The sequence below is a fragment of the Helicobacter sp. TUL genome (assembly GCF_002287135.1).
Lineage (GTDB): Bacteria > Campylobacterota > Campylobacteria > Campylobacterales > Helicobacteraceae > Helicobacter_F.
The window spans coordinates 96,681-121,370 of the sequence record NZ_NESU01000002.1; the positions used below are offsets into that span (position 1 = coordinate 96,681).

Consider the following 24,690-nt stretch of genomic DNA (forward strand, 5'->3'; position numbering starts at 1 on the left):
GGAAAAATGGAATTATTTTTACAAGATGATACACTTATTACTTCTAAAACAGATACATCAGGAAGACTTCTTTATGGCAATGAAGATTTTTGTCATTTTGGTGGATTCAAAGATGAAAAAGAGTTTATCAACAAACCACACAATATTATACGCCACCCATCAATGCCAAAGGTTGCTTTCAAACTTTTATGGGATACGGTTAAGAGTGGAGAGGAATTTTTTGCTTTTGCATGCAACAGATCTGTAAAAACTAATGATCTTTATTGGGTTTTTGCTAATATTACCCCATCTTATGATGTTAATGGTAAGATTTGTGGCTACTATTCTGTGAGAAGACGAGCAAGTAAGGCAGGTGTAGAAGCACTAAGTATGATTTATAAAAAGTGCCTTGATATTGAGACTACTTCAGGTATGCAAGCTGCACAGGACTACATTATTGGGCTTCTTAAAGAGCGTAAGCAAACTTGGAATGAATTTATGGTTTCTTTGCAAGAGCAAGGGAAAGTAGGAGGATATCGATGAAAATTTTGCTATGGATGGCGATAGTTCTTGGATTGGTAGGCATTATAACAGATCTAGTATGGCAGGGTTTTTCTCCAAGTGTAGTTGTTGTAGCACTTTTGGTTATAGTGCTTGGGATAGCACAATACAAGATGGGCTTACGTGCCAAGCTTATTGAGAGGATTCTCAAGGTTTCTGAAAAATACAAACGAGGGGAATTCGAAGAGAGAGTATTATTTATACAAGGTGATGCGGATTTGCATAATTTGGCAAATAATATAAATATCTTAATTGATAACATTGAAGCATTTATGCGTGAGATAGCCACTGCTGTTAAATGCACACAAGAAGGCAAATTTTATCGCAAGGCTATGGCACAAGGACTCAAAGGATCTTTGGCTACTAGTATTGAGACTATAAATTCTGCGCTTGATAAAGTAGAGGAAGGTGCTAAGGAAAATATTTCAAATGCCCTTGCAAAAGAGCTTATGAATATGAGCTTGCAAAATCAAAATACTGATTTAAGCAAGGTTTCTAAGGATTTGGGATCGGATTTGGAGCGTATGGATACAGCAGATTCCCAAGTTTCTTCTATTGCCCAAGTTTCTCAACAATCCCAATCTGATGTGGCACAAATTACTTCATCTATTGATGATTTGATCGTGATTATTGATGATAACAACAATATGATAGAAAGTTTTGCACAAAAATCTCAAGATATAGGTTCTGTGATTGGCATTATTCGCGATATTGCGGATCAAACAAATCTTTTAGCACTTAATGCTTCTATTGAAGCTGCGCGCGCTGGAGAACATGGAAGAGGGTTTGCAGTGGTGGCAGATGAGGTGCGAAAACTTGCTGAAAAAACACACAAAGCTACAAGTGATATTGCTATTGTTGTGCAAACAATGCAGCAAGAAGTCAATACGATTTTGGAAAACTCTTCGCGTGTTACGCAAGTGGCAAGCTCCGCACACAAAAATGTGGGGCATTTTAATGAGATTTTTGCAGGACTTAGTGCGACAACACAAGATCTCTTTAGTGTTTTTGAAAGACTTTCGCAAGGTCTCTTGCTTAGCGTATCTAAGCTTGATCATATTTTATACAAATCCTCGCTATATTTGAGCTTCAATAAAAAACAAGAAGTATGTGATTTTGATACACTTAATCCTATTTCTAAATATCTTGATGATGCAAATCTTATTAAAAAGATTAAAACGCTAGATACAGATAAGATTCAAAACATAGAATCTAAGCTCAAGGCAAGTGCGAAGGCTGCGCTTGGGGTTCTCACACAAGAAGTTACGCAAGAAACCTCTAGTATAATTGTCCAAAACCTACAACAACTTGAGCAAGATTCACAACAGGCTGTGACACTTTTAGATAGTGTCAATGCTTAGAATCTAAGTCATAACATCAAGGAGTGTGTATGAGTGGATTTTTTGTGGCATTGGGAGAGATTCTAACAAATAGTAATGTCGTGTTTTATATCATCGCCTATCTTGTGGGTGGCATACCTTTTGGGCTTTTTTTGACAAAGGTATTTTATAAAATAGATATACGCACTATTGGATCTGGAAGCATAGGCGCTACAAATGTCTATCGCGCTATTAAAGAGATTAATCCCAAAAGTGCCAAAATCCTTGCTTTAAGCACTATTATCCTTGATGCGTGCAAGGGAATGTTTGTTGTGCTTGCTGCCAAGCTTTATGGATTGAGCTTTGATGCACAATGGCTTATTGCGTTGCTTTCTATTTTGGGGCATTGCTATAGTCCATTTTTAGGCTTTCATGGAGGCAAGGGTGTAGCAACTGCGATTGGATCCACTATTTTGCTTATACCTATCGAAGGAGCTTTGGGGCTTGTCGTTTGGGGCTTTGTAGGTAAGGTGCTAAAGATTTCTTCACTCTCTTCGCTCTTTGGCGTGCTAAGCGGTATTATCTTGACTTTTATTATTCCGCTTGTGTTGCCTATTCCAGATTCAATTAATATCCTTGCACAAGTGCATACTCACACACCTGTAGTGCTTATAGGACTTCTTATTCTTTATACACACATTCCTAATATCAAGCGTTTATTAAGCGGTCAAGAAGGCAAGGTGCTTTAAAGCGTGCAATATTGTTTGGAGATTGAGAATCTACGATTTTCTAGTATCGTAGGCATTTTAGAATCCGAACGCACAAATGAGCAAGAAGTGTGCGTGAATGCAAAAATTTTTTATGAATACACAAGCGCGTATTTGGATTATGTATCGGTAGTATCTTGTATCCAAGAAACCATACGCACTAGAGCATATGGTTTATTAGAGGATCTCATAGAGGGCGTGTGTGAGGAATTGCATACGCGATTTGCGATGATTACAAGCATTGATTTTCATATTGCAAAACCCCAAATTTTTTCACATTGCGTGGTGGGTGTCCGAGCGCAAAAACATTTTTGATACTAGCAACCTCTTTGCATAGCTTCTAGTTTTTTGGCTTTGTAAGTATGGAAGTTTTTGCCTAAAATCGCCTCTCTAGATTCTCGCACAAGCGTTAGATAAAAATGCAGATTGTGGATAGAGGCTAAGCGATAATAGCTCATCTCTCCACTTTTATAGAGATGATGAAGATAGGCGCGTGAGTAGTTTTGGCAGGTGTAGCAATTGCATTCTGGATCTAGCGGTGCAGAATCTAGCCCAAAGCGCGTGTTTTTGATATGAATCTTGCCAAAGTTTGTAAATAGCGTGGCATTGCGTGCATTGCGTGTAGGCATCACACAATCAAACATATCTACTCCACGCTCTATGGATTCAAGGATATTTTGCGGCGTTCCCACACCCATAAGGTATCGTGGTTTGTTTTGTGGTAAATATGAGGTTGTAGATTCTATTGTCTCATACATTTCTTGAGCGCTTTCACCCACGGCTAATCCGCCTATGGCATACCCATCAAAATCCTGCATATCCGTAAGACTTAACGCAGATTCTTTGCGTAATTGTATATCGGTGCCTCCTTGCACGATTGCAAAGAGATGATTTGTTTTTGCATTGCCCAATGATTTTTGGTGCAAATGATATGTAAGACTTTGTTTTGCCCAAAGACTCGTGCGCTTGATAGATTCTATAATTCTCTCTTTTGGTGCGGGAAGCCCTACAAGATCATCAAGCACCATCATAATATCGCTATTAAGCGCGTATTGAATATCTAGCACTTTTTGTGGAGTAAACATATGCTTGCTCCCATCTATATGGGATTTAAATTCCACGCCATTTTCTAGGAGTTTTACATTACTTCCCAAGCTAAAGGCTTGAAACCCACCGCTATCACTAAGATAATTACCCCCAAAGTTTGCAAATTTGTGAATACCGCCAAAAGTTTTTAGCTTTTGTATGCCACAACGCAAATACATATGGTATGTGTTTGCAAGGATTATAGGTGCGCGCAGATGAGTGCTAACATCATAGCTATCTAGTGCTTTAATGCAACCTTGTGTGCCTACAGGCATAAAGATAGGCGTTTGAATCTCGCCATGTGCAAGCTTAAGCGTTAGCGCTCTAGCTTGGAGATCTGTTGCATCAATACATACTTGCATACTTTCTCCTTACGAACATAAAGTTATAAAATTATTGCTGATTTCAGAGGCTCTTTAGTCTTGGCTCTTTATAATATGCCAAATTTTACCTTGTGTATTTGAAGGATATTTTTGAAAAAAACCCTTGTTTTTGCCGATGGCATTGTAGCAAAAATTTTTATCCAAAAAATTATCACGCAATATTTTAGCAACAACGCCTATGCCATTGTATGCAAAGATGCAACGATACTTCCAGAGCAAATTCCAAATTCTATCCAAACATATTGCTTTGATTATACTTCAGCATTTCGTTTAGAATCTCTATGTAGCAGAGATATTCAAGATGTGTTTATTGTGATTGAGGATCCAAAGGAGCGTTTTGTCCTGTATGAGCTTATCCGAGGCTTTAATGCCAAGGTGCGTATCGTGCTATATAATAACCACGAATTCACCACACACACCACAGAAGGTAGCAATAATGTTGTGATGTTGCGTGAGGATTTGCGCTTAAAGGATATGGTGGATACCAATCTTGTTGTGATAGATTCTGAACATCTTGTGGCAAATCGTCTTACGCAACGACTTGCTAATGTCCCACTGATACCGCGTGGGTTTGGGTTAGAGCAGGGTGAGCTTATGGAGATTGCTATTCCTCCGGGTAGTATTTTTACATATCGCCATATTGGTTCTATCCAACAAAAAAAATGGCGCATTGTGGGGATTTATCGCCGTGCAGAATTTATTCTTGCGACACATACGCTTGTGCTTCAGCCAAATGATGTTATGCTTGTGGCTGGTGATAATGTCGTGCTTAGTGAAATATATCGGAGTGCCAAAAGCGACATCGGTCAATTTCCTGCCCCATTTGGTAAGGATATTTTTTTATATGTCGATCCTACGCGCCTAAGCGTCCAAGCTATTTTAGATGACATACAAGATGCGCTTTTTTTGCATACACATATCAAGTCTGACACGCTTCATATCATTGTGCTAAATCCTAGCAACTTTGCCCTTTTAGAATCTATCCGCTCTCATCAAGCCCCAAAGGTGCATATACACTTTGTGTATGATAATACCGATTTTTGCGCGCAAATTGATAGTGATCACAAAAAGCGTCCAGGGCTTATTATGGTTAATCATGAGTTATTTATCTCGCGTAAAAACCGCCAAGCATTGCATAAGATCAATACTCCTGTATTAAAGACAGGATACAAACGCCTTAAAGAAGTGCAAAAAAGCTTTTTGATTGTTGATGAGGGATTGCAAAAGGGTGAAAATATCGCTTCAGTTATGTTTGATATTTCTAAGCAGCTTAATATCGCTGCGAGATTCTATGACTTTAATCCAGATTCAGAATATCAACGCACATTACTAAATAATATCGAGAATCTTGCCAAGATTTTTTCGCAACAACCAGAAGTCACATATTCAAATTCTTATAATCCTATTTTATTTTTGCAACGCTCACATGATGTGTATTTGCAGTTTGTGCCTTTTGATAGTAGTCTTACGACGATACGCTTTTTGACTTTGGGCTCAATGGATCCCAAAAAGCTCTCGCTTGGGCTTGATACAAACCCTCAAATTTTTATCCCTTACTAAAGGATTGCTATGAGAGAAATTATCATTCATACCCCCACAAAAGAGTATTCGGTCTTTATTGATGAGACACATAATCTTGAACCTATTGTGCATAATGGCAAGGTGCTTATAGTGTCTAACCCAAAAGTTGCAGGACTTCACCTCTCCAAAATCATTGCTAAAATTATGGCAAAAGAAGTGTATGTATGTATCATACCAGATGGCGAGGCATACAAGGATTTTAAAAGCGTGGAGTATATCCTTGAGTGTGCCTTTACACATCGGCTAGATAGAAATTCGCTCTTTGTAGCGCTTGGTGGAGGCGTTGTGGGCGATATTGTAGGGTTTGTGAGTGGAATCTACCAACGCGGTGTGGAGTTTATCCAAATACCCACGACACTTTTGGCACAAGTAGATTCAAGTGTGGGTGGTAAAACAGGCATTAACAATGCCTTTGGTAAGAATCTCATTGGATTATTTCATCAGCCAAAAGCCGTGTATGCAAACTTAGATTTGCTTGTTACTTTAGATTCTCGGGAATTTAGTGCAGGTGTAGCAGAGATTATTAAAATGGCTGTGTGCTTTGATAAAGAGTTTTTTATATATTTACAAAATGCCACACTAGATGATAGGCAGATTCTTGAGTATGTGATTGCTAAAAGCATTGAGATAAAAGCGCGTGTTGTTAGTCAAGATGAAAAAGAAAAGGGATTGCGTGCTGCACTTAATTATGGACATACTTTTGGACATGTGATAGAGAATCTTACGCATTATACGGGTTACTTGCATGGAGAATGTGTGGCAATAGGTATGTGCATGGCAAATGATTTGGCGTATAAACTTGGGTTGATGACACAAGAAGAAGTAGAATGTATCAAGCACCTTTTGAGTCGATATAATTTACCAACTTACTACAAAATAGCCGATGTTAGAGAGTTTTGGGAAAAGTTTTTTTTAGATAAAAAAAGCAAAGATTCTAAGATCACATTTATATTGCCTAATCACATCGGTGATGTATGTATGCGTGATGACATTCCCCAAGAAACTATCATGCAAGTCTTAGAGCAATATAGCAAATAAAAGGAAGGGTATGAGGCGAGTAATAGTAGGTGTATTCTTGCTATGTGCTAGTATATTTGGAGCCACAGAGACTATAGATGCACCAAGCTTAGAATCTAAACTCGCCACATTAACCAAAGCTATCGCCCAAAGCAATAATCCGTGGTATAAGCAATATATCAATATCAAAGCATATGAGAATCTACTCCAAGAAATACGATATGCAGAAAAAGAGCTTGAACGCCTAGAGGCTATTGAGGAGAAAAGTTCGCGAGTTTCTTCACAGATTTTGCAATACAAAAATACATTGCAAACACTCCAAAGACAGCGCGATATTTTAGAATCTTATGCCAAAAATTACTCCCAGCTTCTTGAGCTTCCAGAAATCAAAGATATACCAAATGTGAGCAACCCAATTCTTATTATTAGTGGTTATTCTTTTATCAAAACCTTGCAAGAAAGTCAGCACAATATCGAGAGCAATGCCAAAAGCTTACAAGAAATTCTTGATATGGCAAAGCAATGTTATGAAATTGCCCAGATTCTAAATGATTATTATGTCGATGAAAACAATACCCCAAAGATTAAGGAATATCAGAATCAAACTCTTGAGGCATTGCAAATGGTGCAAAGTCTAGAATCTGCCCAACAGATTTTGCAAACCTCTTATGATGTGTATAGCAAAGAAATAGAGAGCATTATCACTTCTTTAGAATCAGAAATCAAAGCGCAAGTTGTCAAAATGATTTCCATTCTTGTGGCTTTTGGTGCGATTTTTGTCATCGGACTTTTTATAAAAACAGCATTGCGTAAATACATTTTGGATAGCAATCGCGTATATACAGCAAATAAAATCATTAATATTTTTAATATCACGCTTATTGTGATTATCTTGCTTTTTGCGTATTTGGAAAATGTGAGCTATCTAGTGGCAATCGTGGGTTTTGCTTCGGCAGGTTTGGCTATTGCGATGAAAGACTTGTTTATGAGCGTGCTTGGGTGGTTTGTCATCGTGCTTGGTGGTAGCGTGCATGTGGGTGATAGAGTGCGTGTTGTAAAAGATGGTGCGACATATGTAGGAGATGTGCTAGATATTTCGGTGTTGCGTATGACTATTTATGAAGACATTACATTTACTTCATATGCAGAAAATAGGCGTGCGGGAAGGATTATTTTTATTCCAAATAACTACATTTTTACGACGCTTTTGGCAAACTACACACACGCTGGATTACAAACCGTGTGGGATGGCATAGATATTAGCATTACCTTTGATAGCAACTACAAAAAGGCTCTTAGCATTGCCACTGAAATTGGTAAGCGCTATTCTAAGGGCTATACAGAACTTACTCGTAAGCGTATGGAGCGACTAAAAGATCGCTTTTCACTCCGCAATATTAATCTTGAGACACGCGCTTTTTGTATGCTTGAGCCAAATGGGATTAGAATCTCTTTGTGGTATCATGCCAATTCTTATACGATTATGGCATTGCGTAGCACGATTTCAGGTGAGCTTATTGAAGCCTTTTTGCGTGAAGATGACATATATATTGCCTACCCAACAACCAAAGTTGTCCCAACAGGCGGTGATGGTAGGGGCAATAAGCCAGATCCTAGCACCCCCTCAAATGTTGCCTCACCCACAAATCCTACACGCCCACGAGGCGGATCTGATGTGCCATTTGCCGATAATAAAGATCTTGATCATGGTAATTTTGGAGTTATGTGATGCGCGTATTTTTTAAAACTTTTGGGTGTCGAAGCAATCTTTTTGATACACAAGTGATGATGGCAAATCTCAAAGGTTATGAGATTGTGAATGATGAGAATCTAGCAGACATTATTATTGTGAATTCTTGCACCGTGACAAACGGAGCAGATTCTGGTGTGCAGGGCTATATCAATCGTTTTAAAGATTCTAGAAAAAAAATTTATTTTACAGGGTGTGGTGCTAGCTCTAAGGGTAAGGAAAATTACGAAAAAAATCTTGCGTTTGGTGTTTTTCCGCATAGCCGCAAAGAAGAGATTACAGAATTATTGCAAAAAGAGCAGAGATTTTTTTATGCAGAAGAAGAGCCATTGCATATTGATAGCACGATTGTAAGCGAATTTGTGGGCAAAACTCGCGCATTTATCAAGATTCAAGAGGGTTGTGATTTTGCGTGTAGTTATTGCATTATCCCCTCTGTGCGCGGTGGAGCAAGGAGTTTTCCTAAGGATAAGATTCTCGCCCAAGCCCAAGCACTTTTGGATTCTGGCGTGAGTGAGCTTATCCTTACAGGGACAAATGTTGGGAGTTATGGCAAAGATTTGGAGGGCGAGAGTATTGCGACACTTATAGAATCTCTTTTTAAGCTTCAGGGCTTAAAGCGTTTGCGTGTAGGAAGCTTGGAGCCTAGTCAAATAAGCGAAGAGTTTTTGGGTCTTATCCAAGATTCGTTATTTGAAAAGCACCTTCATATTGCCCTCCAACATACACACGATACGATGTTAGAGATTATGAATCGTCAAAATCGTGTGCAAAAGGATTTGGAGCTTTTTACACGCTTGCATAATCAGGGATTTTTTCTTGGCACAGATTTTATCGTCGGACACCCTGGAGAGAGCGAAGAGGTTTGGGAGCAAACTTTGGAAACTTTTGCGCAATTCCCTATCACGCATTTGCATCCATTTATCTATTCGCCACGCAATGGCACACCTTCGGCTAAGCTAAAAAATACCACAAAAGGCGATGTTGCAAAAAAACGCCTCCACACACTAAAGGCACTTACGCAAGAAAAAAACTATCATATGCGTAAAGCTCATCTTAGGCCTCTGCATGTTTTAGTAGAATCTGTAGATTCTCATATGCCTAATGTGTATCATGGCTTAGATGAATTTTTTAATAAAATTACTATCCAAAGTTCTACGCCAATCCAAAGTGGGCAATGGCTAGAAATAGCACAATACCAAATACAAAAAGAGGGAAACCATGCCAAAATCTAAGGGTCTTGTTTTTTCACTCATAGCGCTAGGTATCGCTGGATTGCTTATTGTCTTTATGTTGTTGCGTGATAATAGTATTTTACTAAGTCCTTATGAATTTCACAAAAAGCTTTTAGAATCTAAGCCCCAAAGCATTGTGCTAAAGGATAATGAAATTTTTTTTAGTGCCAATCATCAAACATACAAGGTAGCGCGAGATTCTATAAATGTGAGTGAGCTAGATCCTCATATTGCTGTGGTGGTGGAGCAAAAGAGTAGCAATTGGCTAGATGAAATTGGGCTTTTTGTTATTGTTTTTATTGGTGTAGCGGTGCTAATTAAGGCAGTTTCTTTGCTTTTTTCATCTCCAAAACCACAACCAAAGGGCTTAGATATCAATGCCCAAAATCTTAGTGGCACTATTGCGCGAACACAGCAGGGAATAACACTTCCATTTGAACAAACAGAGAAGTTTGAGCCACATTTACAAAGTGCTATCACTTTCAAAGATGTCGCTGGAATTACCGAAGTCAAAGAGGAATTGCTTGAAATTATTGATTATCTAAAAAATACTAAAAAATATCAGGATTTGGGCATTCGACTTCCTAAGGGCGTGTTGCTTGTAGGACCTCCGGGTGTGGGTAAAACAATGATTGCCAAAGCAGTTGCAGGGGAAGCAGGAGTGCCATTTTTTTATCAAAGTGGCTCAAGCTTTGTGCAAATCTATGTCGGAATGGGTGCAAAACGCGTGAGGGAGCTTTTTTTACGCGCAAAGGCAAAGAGTCCAAGTATTATTTTTATCGATGAGATTGATGCGGTGGGCAAAGCAAGGGGAGGCACACGCAATGATGAGCGTGAAGCAACGCTTAACCAGCTCCTTACAGAAATGGACGGGTTTGAAGATTCTAGCGGTGTGATTGTGATTGGAGCGACAAATAAAATCGATGTATTAGATGAAGCACTTTTGCGTAGTGGGAGATTTGATCGCAGAATCTATGTGGATTTACCAGATTTAAGTGAGCGCGAGAAAATCTTTGAGGTGTATTTGCGCGATAAGCATTATGATTTTAGCATTAGCGAGGTTGCAAGATTATGTGTGGGATTTAGTGGGGCAGCCATAGCCTCACTTGTGAATGAAGCAGCGCTTAGTGCGCTTAGGCGACAAAGCAATGTAATCCAAAAAGAAGACATACTCAATACCAAAGACAAGGTGCTTTTAGGCAAGAAGAAAATGCTAAGTTTTAGCGAGGAAGAAAAACAGATTATGGCAACATATCAGAGTGCTAAAGCCCTTAGCGCGTATTGGCTAGACATTGACTTTGATAAAATTTCTCTTATTAGCGAGAGTTTTAAAGAGATAGACAAGGAGCTTGTAAGCAAGACAGAAATGAGTAATAAAATAAAAATTCACCTTGCCGGCAGTATCGCGGTGGAAATGCTCTATCATCAAGTTTTTAGCAATGCTAAGGACGACATTGCCAAAGCAAAACAAATAGCATTGCAAATGTGTGAAGATTATGGTATGGGCAAAAGGCTTATAGCAGATTCTAGCGATGTAGCAGAGATTTTGGAGCAGTGCAAAAAGGAAATGCAAGAATTTCTCACCAACGCTAAACCACTGCTCCAAAAACTCTCCCATAGTCTTTTAGAACAGGAGCGATTACACAAAGATGAGATAAAAGCCATTATTGATGAGAAATATTTTTCGTAGCGTTGTGTTATGTGCGGTGTTTTGTGGGGCATTGCACACAGAACCAAGCCAAGACATAGAATCTCTAAGTCCTCTAGCACAATCGTATTTTGTCATAGAGACAAAAACCATAGGGGAATATAAACTTTTTCTTGCCAAACCAAAGACTACACACGCTAAGCCTTATCCTATTTTGGTTGTTTTAGATGGCAATGCCCATTTTCCTTTTGTGATTAATCAATACATTATGCACCAATACACTCCCACACAAGAACCACTTTTTATCGCGGGCATTGGGTATGATGGGGATTTGGCATATGATGTGCCAAGGCGGACGCGCGACTACACTCCTATAGTGCGCGATACAAAGGGTGGAGGAGCCAAGGCATTTTATGAAGTCTTGCAAACACAAATAATGCCACTTATACAACAAGCCTATTGCACAGAATCTAGTAGCACTCTTGATAGCATAGTAGAATCTCCTTGCGCAAAACCAACGGATATAGCATTTTTTGGGCATTCCTTTGGAGGATTATTTGGTCTTTATGTGTTTTTACATCATCAGGAAATGTTTACCTACTATATGATTGCCTCACCCTCTTTATGGTGGGGTGGCATAAATATCGATGCACTAGATACATGTGAGAGCAAGATAGTATTTACCAAGGGGACACAAGAACCCCACAAAGGTGGCATTTTATTTTCAGATTTTGTAAAAGCCTTATATGCGAAATGCCCAAATACTCATATATATGCTCAGTATTTTCATGGAGGGCATGGCGATACTATCAAAGCATCGATACCGCTTGTGCTTAGTGATTTATTGATAAAAAGTGATGATACGCAATGAAGCGTTGTGAGTATATTTCAATGTTGGATCAAGTGCGTGATAGTATCTTTGCGCACTATAGGAATAATCCCTATGTGATTGTGGGTTATGATAGGGATTGTGCAAGTATCCTAGAGTTTGCACATAAACAATGCGTGAGTAATAAGCGTGTGTTAAAACTTGTGCTAATAGGCACACAGGAATGTTTAGAATCTCTTGATATACAATGCCTAGAAACTTTGGGGCATTATGGTGTAAGAGTGGAGTTTTTTATGCAGCTAGATTCTGTGTGGCGCGAGAGTTTTTTGGCGCATTATGGAGTGGTATTTGGGTTAAAAATGCCAAATTCCAACTAGTGAACTTTTGAGATTGATCTCATAATATGAGAGTGCGTATGATGCGGAAAATCGAGCTTGCACACTTAGAGTATCGTGTGTGAAGATCCAGATTCCACCTTCACCAAGCACACCATTAGATAGTCCATCACGATCATAGACTATGGAATTATCACCAAGCACACCTATCCCATTGCCCGAAAGATTGCAATCACTAAATACCCCTAGATTCACCCACCACTGCCATATACTCCGATCTTGTATAAGCTTCATTCCTACAAAGATATTTAATCCATAATCGTTAGGATCAGTGCCACTTTTGTGTGGGAAAAAGACATATTGTTCAAGACGCATATATGGATACACTGCGATAGTGCCAACGTCAAACACATAGCCATAATCGAGGTTAAGCAAGAAATTGCTTTCATCAAATTGGTTATGCTTTTGCCTTGGTATGCCAGATCCTAACCCAAACTCCAGCCCAAAGAGATGAAAACCGCGAGATGTTTTGTGTGCCGCGAAGTCATAGATACTCATAAAGCCGATGTTATCGGATTGCTGTGTCGTATTGTTGGTATGTGATAGATAGGTGTGCGAGAGGTTTAGCTGATAGAGGCTACCATAATGCTCATTTTTGTGTGCATACTGAAGGCTTATGCCTTGCGAGAGTATCCAAAAATCTTTGTTTTCCATAAATGAATTGATATAGCCTACGCCTAGAGCATTTGGCGCTTGAGGGATTTCAGCAAACAAGATATAACATTGCAAAAGCATAAGGTATAGTGCGTTGCGTGTGTGCATGATCCCCCCAGAAATTTATATTTTGTAAGATTTTAACAAAAAATAATAAGGTAAAATATGAAATCTTATATGTTTGAAAAGGATACTAAGTGCAGAAGTTATCGAGTCTTAAGAGAGTGAAAAAAATCATTAAACCTTTTATTCCTTCATTTTTGTTTAGGATAAGACGTAAGATTTATGACTATCTTGAAGATCAGCGATTTAAAAAGGTTTGCCAAACTCGCAAAGTCGGGTGTAGCCGAGCTATCAAAAACTTTACTAATCTTGAGCAAACATCAAAAATCAAGGTTCTTTTTTATAATGATTGGGGTGGTAGTTGGGAAGCTTTGGAGCCATTAGCTTTGGCTCTGAGTAAGAATGAAAATTTTGAGGTCATAGTATTGGCAATGCCTACTTTGGTGCAGAGTGGAAACTTTTATGATCTAGGTGCCACAAAAGCACTGCAAGAATTTTCTAAAAAAATTCATACACCTATTACCTATACATTAGATGTAAATGCTAGAGTGCAATGCATTGTGGGTTTTGATTCTCAAATGCAGGTAACGCTTTATCCAGAGACAATACAAGCACATTATTGCTTTACCACTAGACCTTATGATTCACTACGCCCACATGGGTGGAGCAATGCTGATATTGCTGAACGTATGAAGTTGTGTAGGGTGGAATATGGTATGTTTTTTATGGCCTTACATCTTGGTTTTCTATATGATGATCCAAGTGCACCATGGTATCATAGAACAAACAGATATTATGATTTTTTATTCCTACCAGATACTTTTCATAGGGATATTATGGTGTCATGCAAAGATAAGAGTGCCTATACAAATTTTATTGTAACAGGATCACCCAGACTAGAGACTTTTAGGCAAGGGGATTTCTCCAAGCCCCATACCGAAAAATTGACTTTATTTTACACTTCTAGATATGCCAAAGGCGATCCATATGGCACTTTTTTTACATTTATTGAGTATTTTATTCAGCTTGCCAATGAAGATAAAATTAATTTTATTTATCGTCCACATCCCAACATGTATGATACCGAGTTAGGCAATCATAATATTTTAGATGAAACTCAGTGGCGAGATTTTGTAGCACGATTTGAAGCTTCCAATCTGTATCTTGATACTAATCCAAGTTATCATGATTCATTTCAAAAAGCTGATGTCATAATTTCTGATGCTAGTTCTACCATCGTATATGCATTTTTAGCGAATAAGCCCGTGATATATACGCAAAATCTTGTTGGAGGAGAGCTTAATGGTTGGGCTGTAAAAATTTTGCAAGGTTGCTTTATAGTTGATGCATTAGATTCTATGAGAGAGCTTATTGTTGAGTTGCAAAATGACTTTCATGGAACTCTAGCGCCATTATTATGTAGACGAGAAAAAATCCTAAAAGAGTGTTTCTATTTTCCACCAGAGGGTAGCATACAGTGCGTTGCAGATACTCTTAAGGCTGATTATAGAAATATTATATCTCACGCTAGTGCCAAAAGTTTGCCAAAGACAAAATCATCTTGCACTTGAGTGATTTGGCATACATACGCACCTTGCTTAATCTCCCCCAAGCCATCTTCTATATCATTGATGAGAATCTCCCCATCTATTTCTCTTGCCCAAAGCCTTGGTCGTGCGCTATAAAAATACTCACTTACATCGCTCACGCCCTCCACTATCACTTCGATTGTTTGTCCTACCATTGCACGCAATAACGCTCTTTGCTTTTTTTGTAGAATCTTGTTTATTGTGTTAATGCGTTTGGTGATTATCTTAGATTCTATTGTTGGAAGCGTGAAGCTTTTTGTATCTTCTTGTGGCGAGTATTCAAAGATATTAATCCTATCAAATGGGCTTTGCTCGACAAACGCACAAAGCTCCATAAAATCCTCCTCGCTCTCGCCAGGGTGTCCGATAATAAGACTTGTGCGCATAAACCGACCTTGGATTGTATTCATAGCGTTTATGAGGTTTTCGTGTGTGGCACGATTTGCACCGCGATTCATAATCTTTAGCATAGAGTCGCTGATATGTTGGATTGGCATATCAAAATATGGCAAAAATGTGCGTGAGTTGGCTATGGTGTTTATAAGTTCTATGCTTGTGGTGCTAGGATAGAGATAAAGAATACGCGCTGTTATTGGAAGCTTCAGGGAATCTATGCGATGTATAAGCTCAATAAGTCCATTTTTGAGACCTTGATCACGCAGAAATGAGCTAGAGTCTTGGGCGATAAAACTAAAATCCCTAAACCCCTTATTATAAAGAATCTCTAGCTCTTTGATGACAGAATCTAGCGTGCGCGAGTGGAGTTTGCCCTTAAAAGAAGGGATTGCACAAAAGCTACATTTTTGGTTGCACCCCTCGCTTAACTTGATATAGCTATGAAATGAAGAATTAGTAATCACGCGCTCATTATATTCATCAGCAAGAAATACCTTGCGTGAATGTCGGCTTTGTCTAGATTCAATCATAGAATCTATTTTGTCATAATCTCCCACGCCCGTGATAATATCAATCTCTGGGATTTGCTCTTTGAGTTCGTCATAATAACGCTCGCTCAAGCACCCACTTACCACGAGCAAAGCGCCATCTTTACGATTTGCACTTGCTTGTAGGATTGTGGCAATACTCTCTTGTTTGGCAGATTCTATAAAGCCACAGGTATTTATGATAATCACATCAGCCTTGTCCACATCTTGTGTGATCTGATAATTGGCGAGTTTGCCAAGCATCACTTCAGAATCTACAAGATTCTTGGTGCAGCCTAGTGAGATGAGATGGAGTTGCTTGGACATTAGCTATTTTTCACGCTATCCCATCGTGGCACAAGCTTGCCATCGACTTCTTCTGTAGCGCACATACCCATGATGTTGTATCCACAATCCACATAATGCACCTCTCCTGTAACGCCACTTGCAAGATCACTCAAAAGATACATTGCAGAATTTCCTACCTGCTCGATACTAACATTTTCTTGTAATGGAGCATTTGCCTCATTCCATTTAAGCATAATATTAAAATCGCCTATGCCACTTGCTGCTAGAGTTTTGATAGGACCCGCAGAGATTGCATTGACGCGGATATGTTTTTTACCCAAATCATAAGCAAGGTAGCGCACACTAGATTCTAACGCTGCTTTGGCAACACCCATCACATTATAATTGGTCACATATTTGACACTTCCAAGGTAGGTAAGCGTAAGGATCGATCCGCCGGTATTAAGCAGTGGCAAGACATAGCGGCTAAGCTCAATAAAAGAATACACAGAAATTTCCATAGCAGTGTTAAATGCTTCTTTGGTTGTATCGACAAATGCACCCTCAAGCGCATCTTTTGGTGCAAATGCCACAGAATGCACCACAAAATCGAGATTTCCAAAATCGTTTTTGAGGCTTTCTACGAGTGCACAGAAATGCTCTGGTTTGCTCACATCAAGCTCATAAACGCGATCTTTTGCCCCTAGCTCTTCAGCGATTGGACGCACACGCTTTTCAAGCGCACTATTTAGAAATGTAAAAGCAAGCTCTGCGCCTTGCTCTCTACAAGCTTTTGCTATGCCATACGCGATAGATCGGTTGTTTGCTACACCTACGATGAGACCTTTTTTGCCTTTGAGTATCATACTATGCTCCTTTGGAGTAGGTTTAAAGTTTTAAGTTGCGCATTATATGTCATTTTGGCTTAAACACAAACCCTAACCTGTGATATTGAGCAAATATTCTGTGTTTTGTGTAAAAAGTGGCTGGAGTTGTGCAACTTTTTCGAAGTTTATGGATTGAAAGCCTTCAAGCTTGTGTGCATAAGATTGCAAAAGCTTTAGCGTATTTTCAAAATTTGTCGTAAGTGTAAGATGTAACGCGTTATCTCGTAGTGTGATTATCCCTTTGATAATCCCCAAATTTGGCATAATTGCACAAAAGGTGATTTGATGTTTGCTTCCTGTAAGCTGTAAAAGCCCATCTTGTGAATTTCTATCAGAGACACACAGGTTTAGCACCCCGTGTTTTAGTCCCATAAGCACAAAACCAAAATATTCAAACTCTGATTTATCCTTGGCTTGTGCCATTTGCTCTGCACTAAATTGTGCCATTTCTTTGGGGAATTCTCCATGCAAGTCTTTTAGGGCTTCTTGGAGTGTATCTGGAGAGAATTTTAATGGGCTTTGTGCGACAAAATCTAGCACTTTAGGTCGCTCTATAAGGTTATTTAGCACGATATTTCCATCTTTTGTGCTTGTCATTTGCGCCCAATATTTTTGCCCTATATGCAGCGGTTTGTAGCTCGTTGTTTTGAGTGTTTTTGTGCCTACTTGCAAGAGATATGTGCTCATATCAAGTTTTTGTAAAACCTTGAGTGATACAGGGAGATTCGCATTAAAGCGCAAGGCTTTAGAATCTGACTTTAAAAGAAGTTTTTGTAGGGCACTAATGCGTGTGATCATCATTAAGAAGGACTTGCTGTGTGAAGGCAAGGATTTCAAAACTTAAGCTAAATTTATCAAGAAGAGGCGTTTCTTGGGTCGCATCAGCACTAATGAGTGTCATTTGATTGGTATCCGCACCAAAGGTGTTTTTTAGCGAATCTAAGACATTGAGGCATACTACCTTGCATTCTTTTTTGTGTAGCATTTCTTTGACATTTTGTAGTGCGCTTTGATAATCATCTTCGGCTTTGAATCCGACTTTGATAAACTCACTGGTAGGAAGTTTGCTTAAGATGTCCATATTTTTTTCTAGTGTGAGTTGTAGTTTTTTTAGTGAATCTTTTTTGATTTTGGTTTGGCTCACTACTTCTGGTATGAAGTCTGCTATGGCTGCTGCCATAAATAAGATAGGCTTATCCTTGCACATTTTTTTAGATTCTATGATGGCTTGATAATATTGAAGTGAGTTTGAGACTTCGGTAAAATGCAAGTCTTGTGGAAGTATGGTAGGCACACTTGAGCTTATCAAAAAGACTTTTGCGCCCAAAACATATAGTGCTAGAGCGAGAAAATAGGCTTGCTTGCCACTTGATAGATTGCTTAACACACGCACACTATCGATATTTTCTTTGCTACCTCCTCCTGTGATAATTACTTCTTTGCCATGCCAAAAGCCCGTATTATGAAACATTCCCATTTCTACAAAAAGTTGGGCTAGAGCAAAGATTATGTCATCATGTTTAGCTAATGCTCCCTTGCCATATTCCCCACACGCTAGGAGAGAATCTCTAGGCTCGATAATGTTAAAGCCCAATGTTTGGAGTTTTGCAAGATTCTCTCGTGTTTGTGGAGCATTAAGCATATTGGTATTCATCGCTGGAGCAATGAGTTTTGGTGCATTAGAAGCAAGTGCAGTGCATAAAATAATGTCATCAGCCATACCACACGCGAGTTTGGCTATAGTATTTGCAGTAGCTGGGGCGATCAGCACGACTTCTGCCCATCTAGCATAGCTAGTGTGGTTTGGTGCGTCTGTATGTGTCCAATTTTGTGAATCTTGGTGCAAAACGACATTTTTGCTAAGGGCTTCAAAAAGCATAGGATTGATAAAAGTAGTGCTTTCTTTGCTCATCACCACCTTAACATGTGCGCCAAATTTGGTGAGTGTGCTTATAACATCTAGCATTTTATATAACGACACAGATGCGCTTATAAGGATTAATACCCTCTTTTGTGCAAAAAATGGCGCGAGAAATTGCAAATCATTCATGACTGCCCCTTGGTAAGTGATGTAGACATTGTAATAAACTTTGCCTTAAAGAGATAATTTTTGGCTATTTTTTGCGTGGAGTGTGAATATTTTGGTAAAATGGTGGCATTTTAGATTCTTTACAAAGGTAGCTTTATGAAAGACCACATAGCACATACACGCAAAACAAAAGAGACAGATATTAGCTTAGAGGCAGTGCTTTATGGGAGTGGTGTATCAAAGATTGAGAGCGGTGTAGGTTTTTTTAACCATATGTTAGAGGCTTTTAGTAAGCATAGTCTTATAGATCTCACTCTTACATGTCAGGGCGATACACATATTGATGATCATCATAGTGTGGAGGATTGTGGTATAGCGTTGGGCGAAGCACTAAAACATATGCTGTATCCACTAAATGGAGTAGAGAGATTTGGTAATGCGCGTGTGGTGATGGATGAGGCGTGTGTTGCTTGTGATATAGATCTCTCACATCGCGCTTTTTTGGTTTTTGAAGTAGGGGAACATTATAATAGGGGGAAAATTGGTAGTTTTGATGTGGAGCTTGTGGAAGAATTCTTTCGTGCAGTGTGCTTTAACGCCAATATAAGCGCGCATATTGTGTGTGAGCGTGGCAAGAATTTGCACCATATTACAGAAGCGATGTTTAAGGCATTTGGTGTGAGTTTGCGTCGTGCACTCACACCAAATCCTAGAATCTCTACGCCAAGCACCAAAGGCGTATTATGAAAACGATTCAGCTTTTGCTCCTTGATGTAGATGGCACTTTAACAACAGGCGAAGTAACCTACACGCAAAATGGCGAGGAGCTAAAGAGTTTTAATATCAAAGATGGCTTGGCTTTAAGCGTGTGGAATAAGCAATTAGGACGCAAAAGTGCCATTATCACTGGGCGTGAGTCTTCTATCGTGCAAAGAAGGGCTAAAGAGCTTGGCATTGAGTTTGTGTATATGGGTGTGAGCGATAAGGGTGCGGTGGTGCAAGAGCTTTTGGCAAAGCTTAATCTTGCAAGTGATGAAGTAGCGTGCATAGGAGATGATTTGAATGACTTGCCAATGTTTATGCGTATCAAGCAAAGCTATGCGCCTAAAGATAGTGCCAAAGAAATTAAGGCAATTGCAAAAAATGTCTTGCAAAAAAAAGGTGGCAAGGGTGCAGTGCGCGAGATGATAGAGGATATTCTTGCTAGAGAATCTAAGTCTAAAGCAGGAAAAGAAACTAAAGATATTACAGGCAAAGAATGTGGCAATGAACTTCAAAAATATTTCCTTTAGTATTTATGCGTTTTTTATTGGTTTATTGCTTTTAAGTGTAGGCAGTATTTTGTTTTTTGAGCAAGATGAGAGCGCATACAAGGACATTGGGACTAACATTCCAAGTATTGAGATTGGGGATTTTGAGTTTTTTTTGCTCACCACTGATCCGCTTTCGCTTGTTGCAAATGGTTCAAGAATCTTGCGCTACAACACATACGATGAGGGTTATGAAGTATTTGCCTATCAGCTAGATTCTCAAGGACGAAAAGAGGAGTATTATGCGCCATATCTAAAAGCTATCAAAGATAAATATTATGCGCCACAAAGTATTCGTTTTGTTCGAGAGGATGGGCTTGTATTGTGGAGTGAAAAAGGTGTGTATGATTATCAAAAGCGAATCTTTGATGGCGAAGGGCAGTTTTTTTTGACACAAGATGAGACGGATTTGCAAGGATTAAATATCTATTTTGATCAAAACAAAGAATATTTGCAGGGTGAAAGTCTTGATGGCTTCATTCAGTTAGCAGAAAACCCAAAACAATAAGGAGCGATGATGTATTCTAAATGCATCACATATATTTGTATCGGACTTGTAGGGGCATTGTGTGGTTGTGCAAGCACAAGTGCTTATAATGGTGGTAATGGTTCTTTTAGTGAATATGAGGATTGGGGTAGCTATAAAAATACCCAAAAACGCACGTTTGAGCATGGCAATACCAATACATATCATGGCTTTTCGGATAGCTATGATGATCTTGATGCGTTTAAAAGTGGTGTAGATTCTAATATAGGCGGAAACACTATGCGAGAATCTCCAGCTATCCAAAATGCTACAATGAAGCCCTATCAGGTTGCTGGTAAATGGTATCACCCCGAGGAAGTAAAACTTGGCGATCGTTTTGATGGGTTGGCGAGTTGGTATGGACCTGATTTTCACGCCAAAAAAACTTCTAATGGTGAAACATACAATATGTATGCGCATACCGCAGCACACAAAACATTTCCTATGAATACGGTGGTAAAGGTTTATAATCTTGAGAATGGTAAAAGCACTATTGTTCGTATCAATGACAGAGGACCATTTGTTGATGGGCGCATTATTGATCTAAGTAATGCTGCTGCAAAGGATATTGATATGATAAAGGTTGGCACGGCAAAAGTGCGCCTTGAGGTGATTGGCTTTAAAGGCGTGATTAATACAGAATCTAAAGATGAACTTAATAATGATGAGGTGTTGCAAGAGGAATTTCATGTCGGAGAGACACCAAAAAGTATAGCAGGTGGAAATTTTGCTTTGCAGTTAGGAGCGTTTAAAAAGCAAGAGGGTGCGCGTATAACTAAAGAGCAATACGACAAATATCCACCATATACGACTATTATCAAAGAAATGCGCGATGCAAATAATGAGATTCTCTATCGCGTGTTTTTGCAGGGATTTAAGAGCGAGCAAGAAGCACGAGATTTTATGAAAAATACAGAGGGCTTTGGCGATAAGATTCTTATGCGCGAGTAGATTTGGGTTTTTTGTGAATCTTGCGTGAGGCATTGTGTATCAAAAACGCAATGAATATCCCCCAACATATAAGCACGGCTGGCAAAATATATGGATGCACATCAAGCTTGTGCATCAGGGCAAGCACGGCATTGCTTGAAAAAAAGGTAACACATCCTATCAAAACCGCCCAAACAAGCGACGCAATGGCATTATATAGCAAAAAAAGACTAAACTTATAGCGACTAATCCCTACAGCAACAGGCACTATAGCACGAATAAGTTGAATGTATTTGCCAATAAAAATGCTGATTTTGCCATATTTGCGAATCCAAATTTGTGTGAGGGCAATTTGGCGCGAATATTTGGCAAACATAGGCAGAATATCCGTTTTGTAATATCTAGCAATATATGCAAGAAATGTGCTTCCAAGCATATTTGCCAAAAATGCCACAAGAATACAAAGTGTGATGTCTAACTGATCGAGAGTGCTCATAGTCGCCGCAGCGACCAATCCCATATAGCCTCCACCGAGGCTATATAAAAACAGGAGCATATAGCCCCAAGTTTGCAGACCTTGTGTAATCTCTTCCAAGCGTTACCTTTTAGTAATTAAATCGCACAAAAACATTGAAGCTATTTTGACTTGTTGGGATAAGTGCGTAGTATGGTGTGTCTGTTTGTGTGCTGTATCCATCAAATTTATAATGGATAAAACCTCCACCAGCTTCTAGGCTCATAGCACCTTGCTCCCAGAATCTATATTGTGCCATAAGTGAAAATTCTTGATAATCGATAAATGAAGCCAAAGCATGCAGTGTAAAGCGTTTGTAATCAATTCCGCCATACACATATGCAGTTATTGTGTTATTGAAAAAGTATGGTGCAATATAGCCCATAGTGGTGCTAGCTAGACCCATTGTATTACCATAATAACGAGTCATATCAGTAATGCTCCAAATACCGCCCATACCTTCACGACCACCTACATAATGCGCACCTGCACCAACATAAAAATCATTATAGATTGTGAGTTTTTCATCTGCCCACGCAAGGAAGCTAAAATCTTGTCCAAGTCTATCTGGTGCATCTCGTCTATCTGTATTACCATATTGTGCTAAACCGCGCAAGGTTGTTCTAGCTTGAAAGCCCTCTTGGGATGTAGCGATATTAAAACTAATGGTTGCACCAACTTGTCCAAGCAGTGATGAGCCTCTATTGCCATTTGGCACCGCTGGGAGAGTATTTGGCAAAGAAGAATTTAAAAGCCCAAAAATATCAAACAAAAACTTTTGTTTTTCTGTGAAGCTTATCCCTGCCATAATCACTTCACCACCAATATATCTATCTTTGGTATTAGGGCTAAATGGTGTAAGATTGGCTATAGAAGTTCCGTATTTTGCTCCAATTTGTCCTCGTTTATAGCCTGTGTTGAGATAAGAGTTAAGGTAACTTGCGTATAGATCAAAGCGATTTGAGACAGAATAGCGCGCTCCAATACCTTGTATATTTCCAGCTAACCAATCAGATCGCAAAAAATCACTATTAAAGCGCCCAACAGATGCGTGCAGTGTTTCTTTTGTGTTGCCTTCATTTGTTCTGACGCTGCGTTTGTATTGGATATAAGCATCAGAAATATCTCCTACGCTATTTGAAGGCTGGTTGCTATCTAGAGGAATATTCCACAAACCAATAGCACCAAGTCCAAAAGAAAAGCCACTATTGTTGATATTAAAATCCGCCCCACTGCGCACATGAAATGCGAATTTATCGGTAGGTGCCGATTGATACATGCCTGTGAGATACCCAAAGGGAGAGACTATAATCTCTGTCCCACTTACACTGCCTAATGTTCCACATACTGCTAAGGAAATCAAAGTTTTTTTCATCATTTATTCACTCCTTAATGTAAGATTTCAATCCAAAGCCTTGAGATTGTATCCTAAAAATACTTTGATTCCAAAAGCATGAACAAAAATTTATTTTACAAACTCTGCAATATTTTTGATAACACCCTCTAATAGCCTTGTGCGTGCTTTGTCGTATGCCCACGCATAATGTGGCGTGATGAGGAGTTTGTGTGCAATTTTTGGATTTAAGAGTGGGTGGTTAGATTCCATAGGCTCTTTTGCTAAGACATCAGTGCCAAAATAAAATGGCTTAGATTCTAAAATATGGGCAATATCTGCTTCATTCACGATCCCACCACGCCCAACATTAAGCAAGATTGTATGATCTTTAAGGAGCGTGAGATTATTTGCATTTAAGAGATTGTTGGTTTGTGGATTAAGCGGGGCATGGATAGAAATTACATCGCTTGTGCGTAGGAGTGAATCTAAGTCTTTGTGTGGATATTGTGCATTTTTATTGTTTCCGCTTGTGGAGTGGTAGCTTACTTTTGCCCCAAAGCTTTGCGCAAGGTGCGCCACTCTCTGTCCTATCGTGCCTAGCCCTATGATGCCCCATTCTAAACCATCAAGTTCCCTAATAGGATCTTTGATATGTGTGAAAATGGCACTTCTGCTCCACTCTCCACTTTTGCAATAGTTGTCGTAATATCCTAGATTCCCTAAAAAATATAATGCCATCATAAGCGTGTGTTGCGCTACTGCATTTGTAGAATATCCAGCGACATTTTTGACAGCAATACCTTTTTGTTTAGCGTATTCAAGATCTACATTGTTTGTCCCTGTTGCGGTGATACAAATAAGCTCTAGCTTTGGTAATTTTGCCAATGTGTCAGCATCAAGAATAACCTTGTTTGTGAGGATAATGTGCGCATCTTGGCAGCGTTGTAGTATTTCTTGCGGATTTGTGGTGGGGTAATGCGTGAAATTACCAAATTGCTCAAAGACCTTCAAATCACATTCGCCCAATGTTTGTGAATCTAGCAATACAATGTTTTTCATTATGTGCTCCTTAATGTTTTTTAGGTAATAAT

Annotated in this window: 25 protein-coding genes; 16 read left to right on the forward strand and 9 right to left on the reverse strand. The window is 39.1% G+C overall.

Features of this window, described 5'->3' with window-relative positions:
* Nucleotides 1-6 precede the first annotated feature (6 nt).
* From B9T66_RS01590 to B9T66_RS01605, 4 genes are read left to right on the forward strand one after another with little or no spacing between them, the layout of a single operon-like run.
* Nucleotides 7-522: a PAS domain-containing protein gene (locus B9T66_RS01590; protein WP_095627243.1), complete on the forward strand. Its 516-nt coding sequence runs from the start codon at nt 7-9 to the stop codon at nt 520-522.
* Nucleotides 519-1,901: a methyl-accepting chemotaxis protein gene (locus B9T66_RS01595; protein WP_095627244.1), complete on the forward strand. Its 1,383-nt coding sequence runs from the start codon at nt 519-521 to the stop codon at nt 1,899-1,901. Before B9T66_RS01590 ends, B9T66_RS01595 begins: the two co-directional genes overlap by 4 nt.
* A 29-nt stretch (nt 1,902-1,930) precedes the next feature.
* The gene (gene plsY / locus B9T66_RS01600) at nt 1,931-2,608 is read left to right on the forward strand and encodes a glycerol-3-phosphate 1-O-acyltransferase PlsY (protein WP_095627245.1); all 678 of its coding nucleotides are present in this window, start codon (nt 1,931-1,933) and stop codon (nt 2,606-2,608) included.
* 3 nt (nt 2,609-2,611) lie between these two features.
* A complete protein-coding gene (locus tag B9T66_RS01605; RefSeq protein WP_095627246.1) occupies nt 2,612-2,941 on the forward strand; it encodes a dihydroneopterin aldolase in 330 nt (109 codons plus the stop codon).
* Nucleotides 2,942-2,943: 2 nt separating this feature from the next.
* On the opposite strand, the gene tgt is transcribed toward B9T66_RS01605, so the two are convergent.
* A complete protein-coding gene (tgt, locus tag B9T66_RS01610) occupies nt 2,944-4,074 on the reverse strand; it encodes a tRNA guanosine(34) transglycosylase Tgt (protein ID WP_095627247.1) in 1,131 nt (376 codons plus the stop codon).
* 111 nt (nt 4,075-4,185) lie between these two features.
* On the opposite strand from tgt, the gene B9T66_RS01615 reads away from it, so the two are divergent.
* From B9T66_RS01615 to B9T66_RS01645, 7 genes are read left to right on the forward strand one after another with little or no spacing between them, the layout of a single operon-like run.
* Nucleotides 4,186-5,655 (forward strand): TrkA C-terminal domain-containing protein, encoded by a 1,470-nt coding sequence (locus B9T66_RS01615; RefSeq protein WP_095627248.1) that lies wholly within the window; start codon nt 4,186-4,188, stop codon nt 5,653-5,655.
* Nucleotides 5,656-5,664: 9 nt separating this feature from the next.
* On the forward strand, nt 5,665-6,714 hold the full coding sequence (gene aroB / locus B9T66_RS01620; RefSeq protein WP_095627249.1) for a 3-dehydroquinate synthase: 1,050 nt from the start codon (nt 5,665-5,667) through the stop codon (nt 6,712-6,714).
* A 10-nt stretch (nt 6,715-6,724) separates the two neighbouring features.
* Nucleotides 6,725-8,422, forward strand: a complete 1,698-nt coding sequence (locus tag B9T66_RS01625; protein WP_095627250.1) for a mechanosensitive ion channel domain-containing protein — start codon at nt 6,725-6,727, stop codon at nt 8,420-8,422.
* Entirely contained in the window at nt 8,422-9,678 is a 1,257-nt protein-coding gene (gene mtaB / locus B9T66_RS01630) for a tRNA (N(6)-L-threonylcarbamoyladenosine(37)-C(2))-methylthiotransferase MtaB (RefSeq protein ID WP_095627251.1), read from the forward strand. Before B9T66_RS01625 ends, mtaB begins: the two co-directional genes overlap by 1 nt.
* Nucleotides 9,665-11,368: an AAA family ATPase gene (locus tag B9T66_RS01635; protein WP_095627252.1), complete on the forward strand. Its 1,704-nt coding sequence runs from the start codon at nt 9,665-9,667 to the stop codon at nt 11,366-11,368. Before mtaB ends, B9T66_RS01635 begins: the two co-directional genes overlap by 14 nt.
* A complete protein-coding gene (locus tag B9T66_RS01640; protein ID WP_095627253.1) occupies nt 11,349-12,197 on the forward strand; it encodes an alpha/beta hydrolase in 849 nt (282 codons plus the stop codon). Before B9T66_RS01635 ends, B9T66_RS01640 begins: the two co-directional genes overlap by 20 nt.
* Entirely contained in the window at nt 12,194-12,532 is a 339-nt protein-coding gene (locus tag B9T66_RS01645) for a hypothetical protein (RefSeq protein WP_095627254.1), read from the forward strand. Before B9T66_RS01640 ends, B9T66_RS01645 begins: the two co-directional genes overlap by 4 nt.
* Here the strand turns inward: B9T66_RS01645 and B9T66_RS01650 are convergent.
* Entirely contained in the window at nt 12,509-13,312 is an 804-nt protein-coding gene (locus tag B9T66_RS01650) for a hypothetical protein (protein WP_095627255.1), read from the reverse strand. The two genes, B9T66_RS01645 and B9T66_RS01650, sit on opposite strands and share 24 nt — an antisense overlap.
* 89 nt (nt 13,313-13,401) lie before the next feature.
* Between B9T66_RS01650 and B9T66_RS01655 the strand changes: the two genes are divergently transcribed.
* On the forward strand, nt 13,402-14,838 hold the full coding sequence (locus tag B9T66_RS01655; RefSeq protein WP_143429081.1) for a hypothetical protein: 1,437 nt from the start codon (nt 13,402-13,404) through the stop codon (nt 14,836-14,838).
* Here B9T66_RS01655 and rimO read toward each other — a convergent pair.
* The 4 genes from rimO to coaBC form a co-directional block, all read right to left on the reverse strand.
* A complete protein-coding gene (gene rimO / locus B9T66_RS01660) occupies nt 14,790-16,106 on the reverse strand; it encodes a 30S ribosomal protein S12 methylthiotransferase RimO (protein ID WP_095627257.1) in 1,317 nt (438 codons plus the stop codon). The two genes, B9T66_RS01655 and rimO, sit on opposite strands and share 49 nt — an antisense overlap.
* A complete protein-coding gene (gene fabI / locus B9T66_RS01665) occupies nt 16,106-16,933 on the reverse strand; it encodes an enoyl-ACP reductase FabI (RefSeq protein WP_095627258.1) in 828 nt (275 codons plus the stop codon). The genes rimO and fabI overlap by 1 nt, the downstream gene beginning before the upstream one ends.
* A gap of 72 nt (nt 16,934-17,005) precedes the next feature.
* Nucleotides 17,006-17,755 (reverse strand): hypothetical protein, encoded by a 750-nt coding sequence (locus B9T66_RS01670; RefSeq protein ID WP_095627259.1) that lies wholly within the window; start codon nt 17,753-17,755, stop codon nt 17,006-17,008.
* Entirely contained in the window at nt 17,736-19,004 is a 1,269-nt protein-coding gene (gene coaBC / locus B9T66_RS01675) for a bifunctional phosphopantothenoylcysteine decarboxylase/phosphopantothenate--cysteine ligase CoaBC (protein WP_095627260.1), read from the reverse strand. The genes B9T66_RS01670 and coaBC overlap by 20 nt, the downstream gene beginning before the upstream one ends.
* A 135-nt stretch (nt 19,005-19,139) precedes the next feature.
* Here coaBC and hisB point away from each other — a divergent pair, with 135 nt between their 5' ends.
* From hisB to B9T66_RS09320, 4 genes are read left to right on the forward strand one after another with little or no spacing between them, the layout of a single operon-like run.
* Nucleotides 19,140-19,730 carry an imidazoleglycerol-phosphate dehydratase HisB gene (hisB, locus tag B9T66_RS01680; RefSeq protein ID WP_095627261.1) on the forward strand — a complete coding sequence of 197 codons (591 nt, stop codon included), beginning with the start codon at nt 19,140-19,142 and terminating at the stop codon, nt 19,728-19,730.
* Nucleotides 19,727-20,275, forward strand: coding sequence for a KdsC family phosphatase (locus tag B9T66_RS01685; RefSeq protein WP_095627262.1), 549 nt, complete (start codon nt 19,727-19,729; stop codon nt 20,273-20,275). The genes hisB and B9T66_RS01685 overlap by 4 nt, the downstream gene beginning before the upstream one ends.
* Nucleotides 20,250-20,801 (forward strand): hypothetical protein, encoded by a 552-nt coding sequence (locus B9T66_RS01690; RefSeq protein ID WP_095627263.1) that lies wholly within the window; start codon nt 20,250-20,252, stop codon nt 20,799-20,801. The genes B9T66_RS01685 and B9T66_RS01690 overlap by 26 nt, the downstream gene beginning before the upstream one ends.
* A 9-nt stretch (nt 20,802-20,810) precedes the next feature.
* Nucleotides 20,811-21,770, forward strand: a complete 960-nt coding sequence (locus B9T66_RS09320) for a septal ring lytic transglycosylase RlpA family protein (protein ID WP_095627264.1) — start codon at nt 20,811-20,813, stop codon at nt 21,768-21,770.
* Here the strand turns inward: B9T66_RS09320 and B9T66_RS01700 are convergent.
* From B9T66_RS01700 to B9T66_RS01710, 3 genes are all read right to left on the reverse strand, one after another.
* A complete protein-coding gene (locus tag B9T66_RS01700) occupies nt 21,757-22,344 on the reverse strand; it encodes a DedA family protein (RefSeq protein ID WP_095627265.1) in 588 nt (195 codons plus the stop codon). The genes B9T66_RS09320 and B9T66_RS01700 overlap by 14 nt on opposite strands.
* 10 nt (nt 22,345-22,354) lie before the next feature.
* Entirely contained in the window at nt 22,355-23,641 is a 1,287-nt protein-coding gene (locus B9T66_RS01705; RefSeq protein ID WP_095627266.1) for a hypothetical protein, read from the reverse strand.
* Between the two features lie 87 nt (nt 23,642-23,728).
* A complete protein-coding gene (locus tag B9T66_RS01710; RefSeq protein ID WP_095627267.1) occupies nt 23,729-24,658 on the reverse strand; it encodes a D-2-hydroxyacid dehydrogenase in 930 nt (309 codons plus the stop codon).
* Nucleotides 24,659-24,690 lie beyond the last annotated feature (32 nt).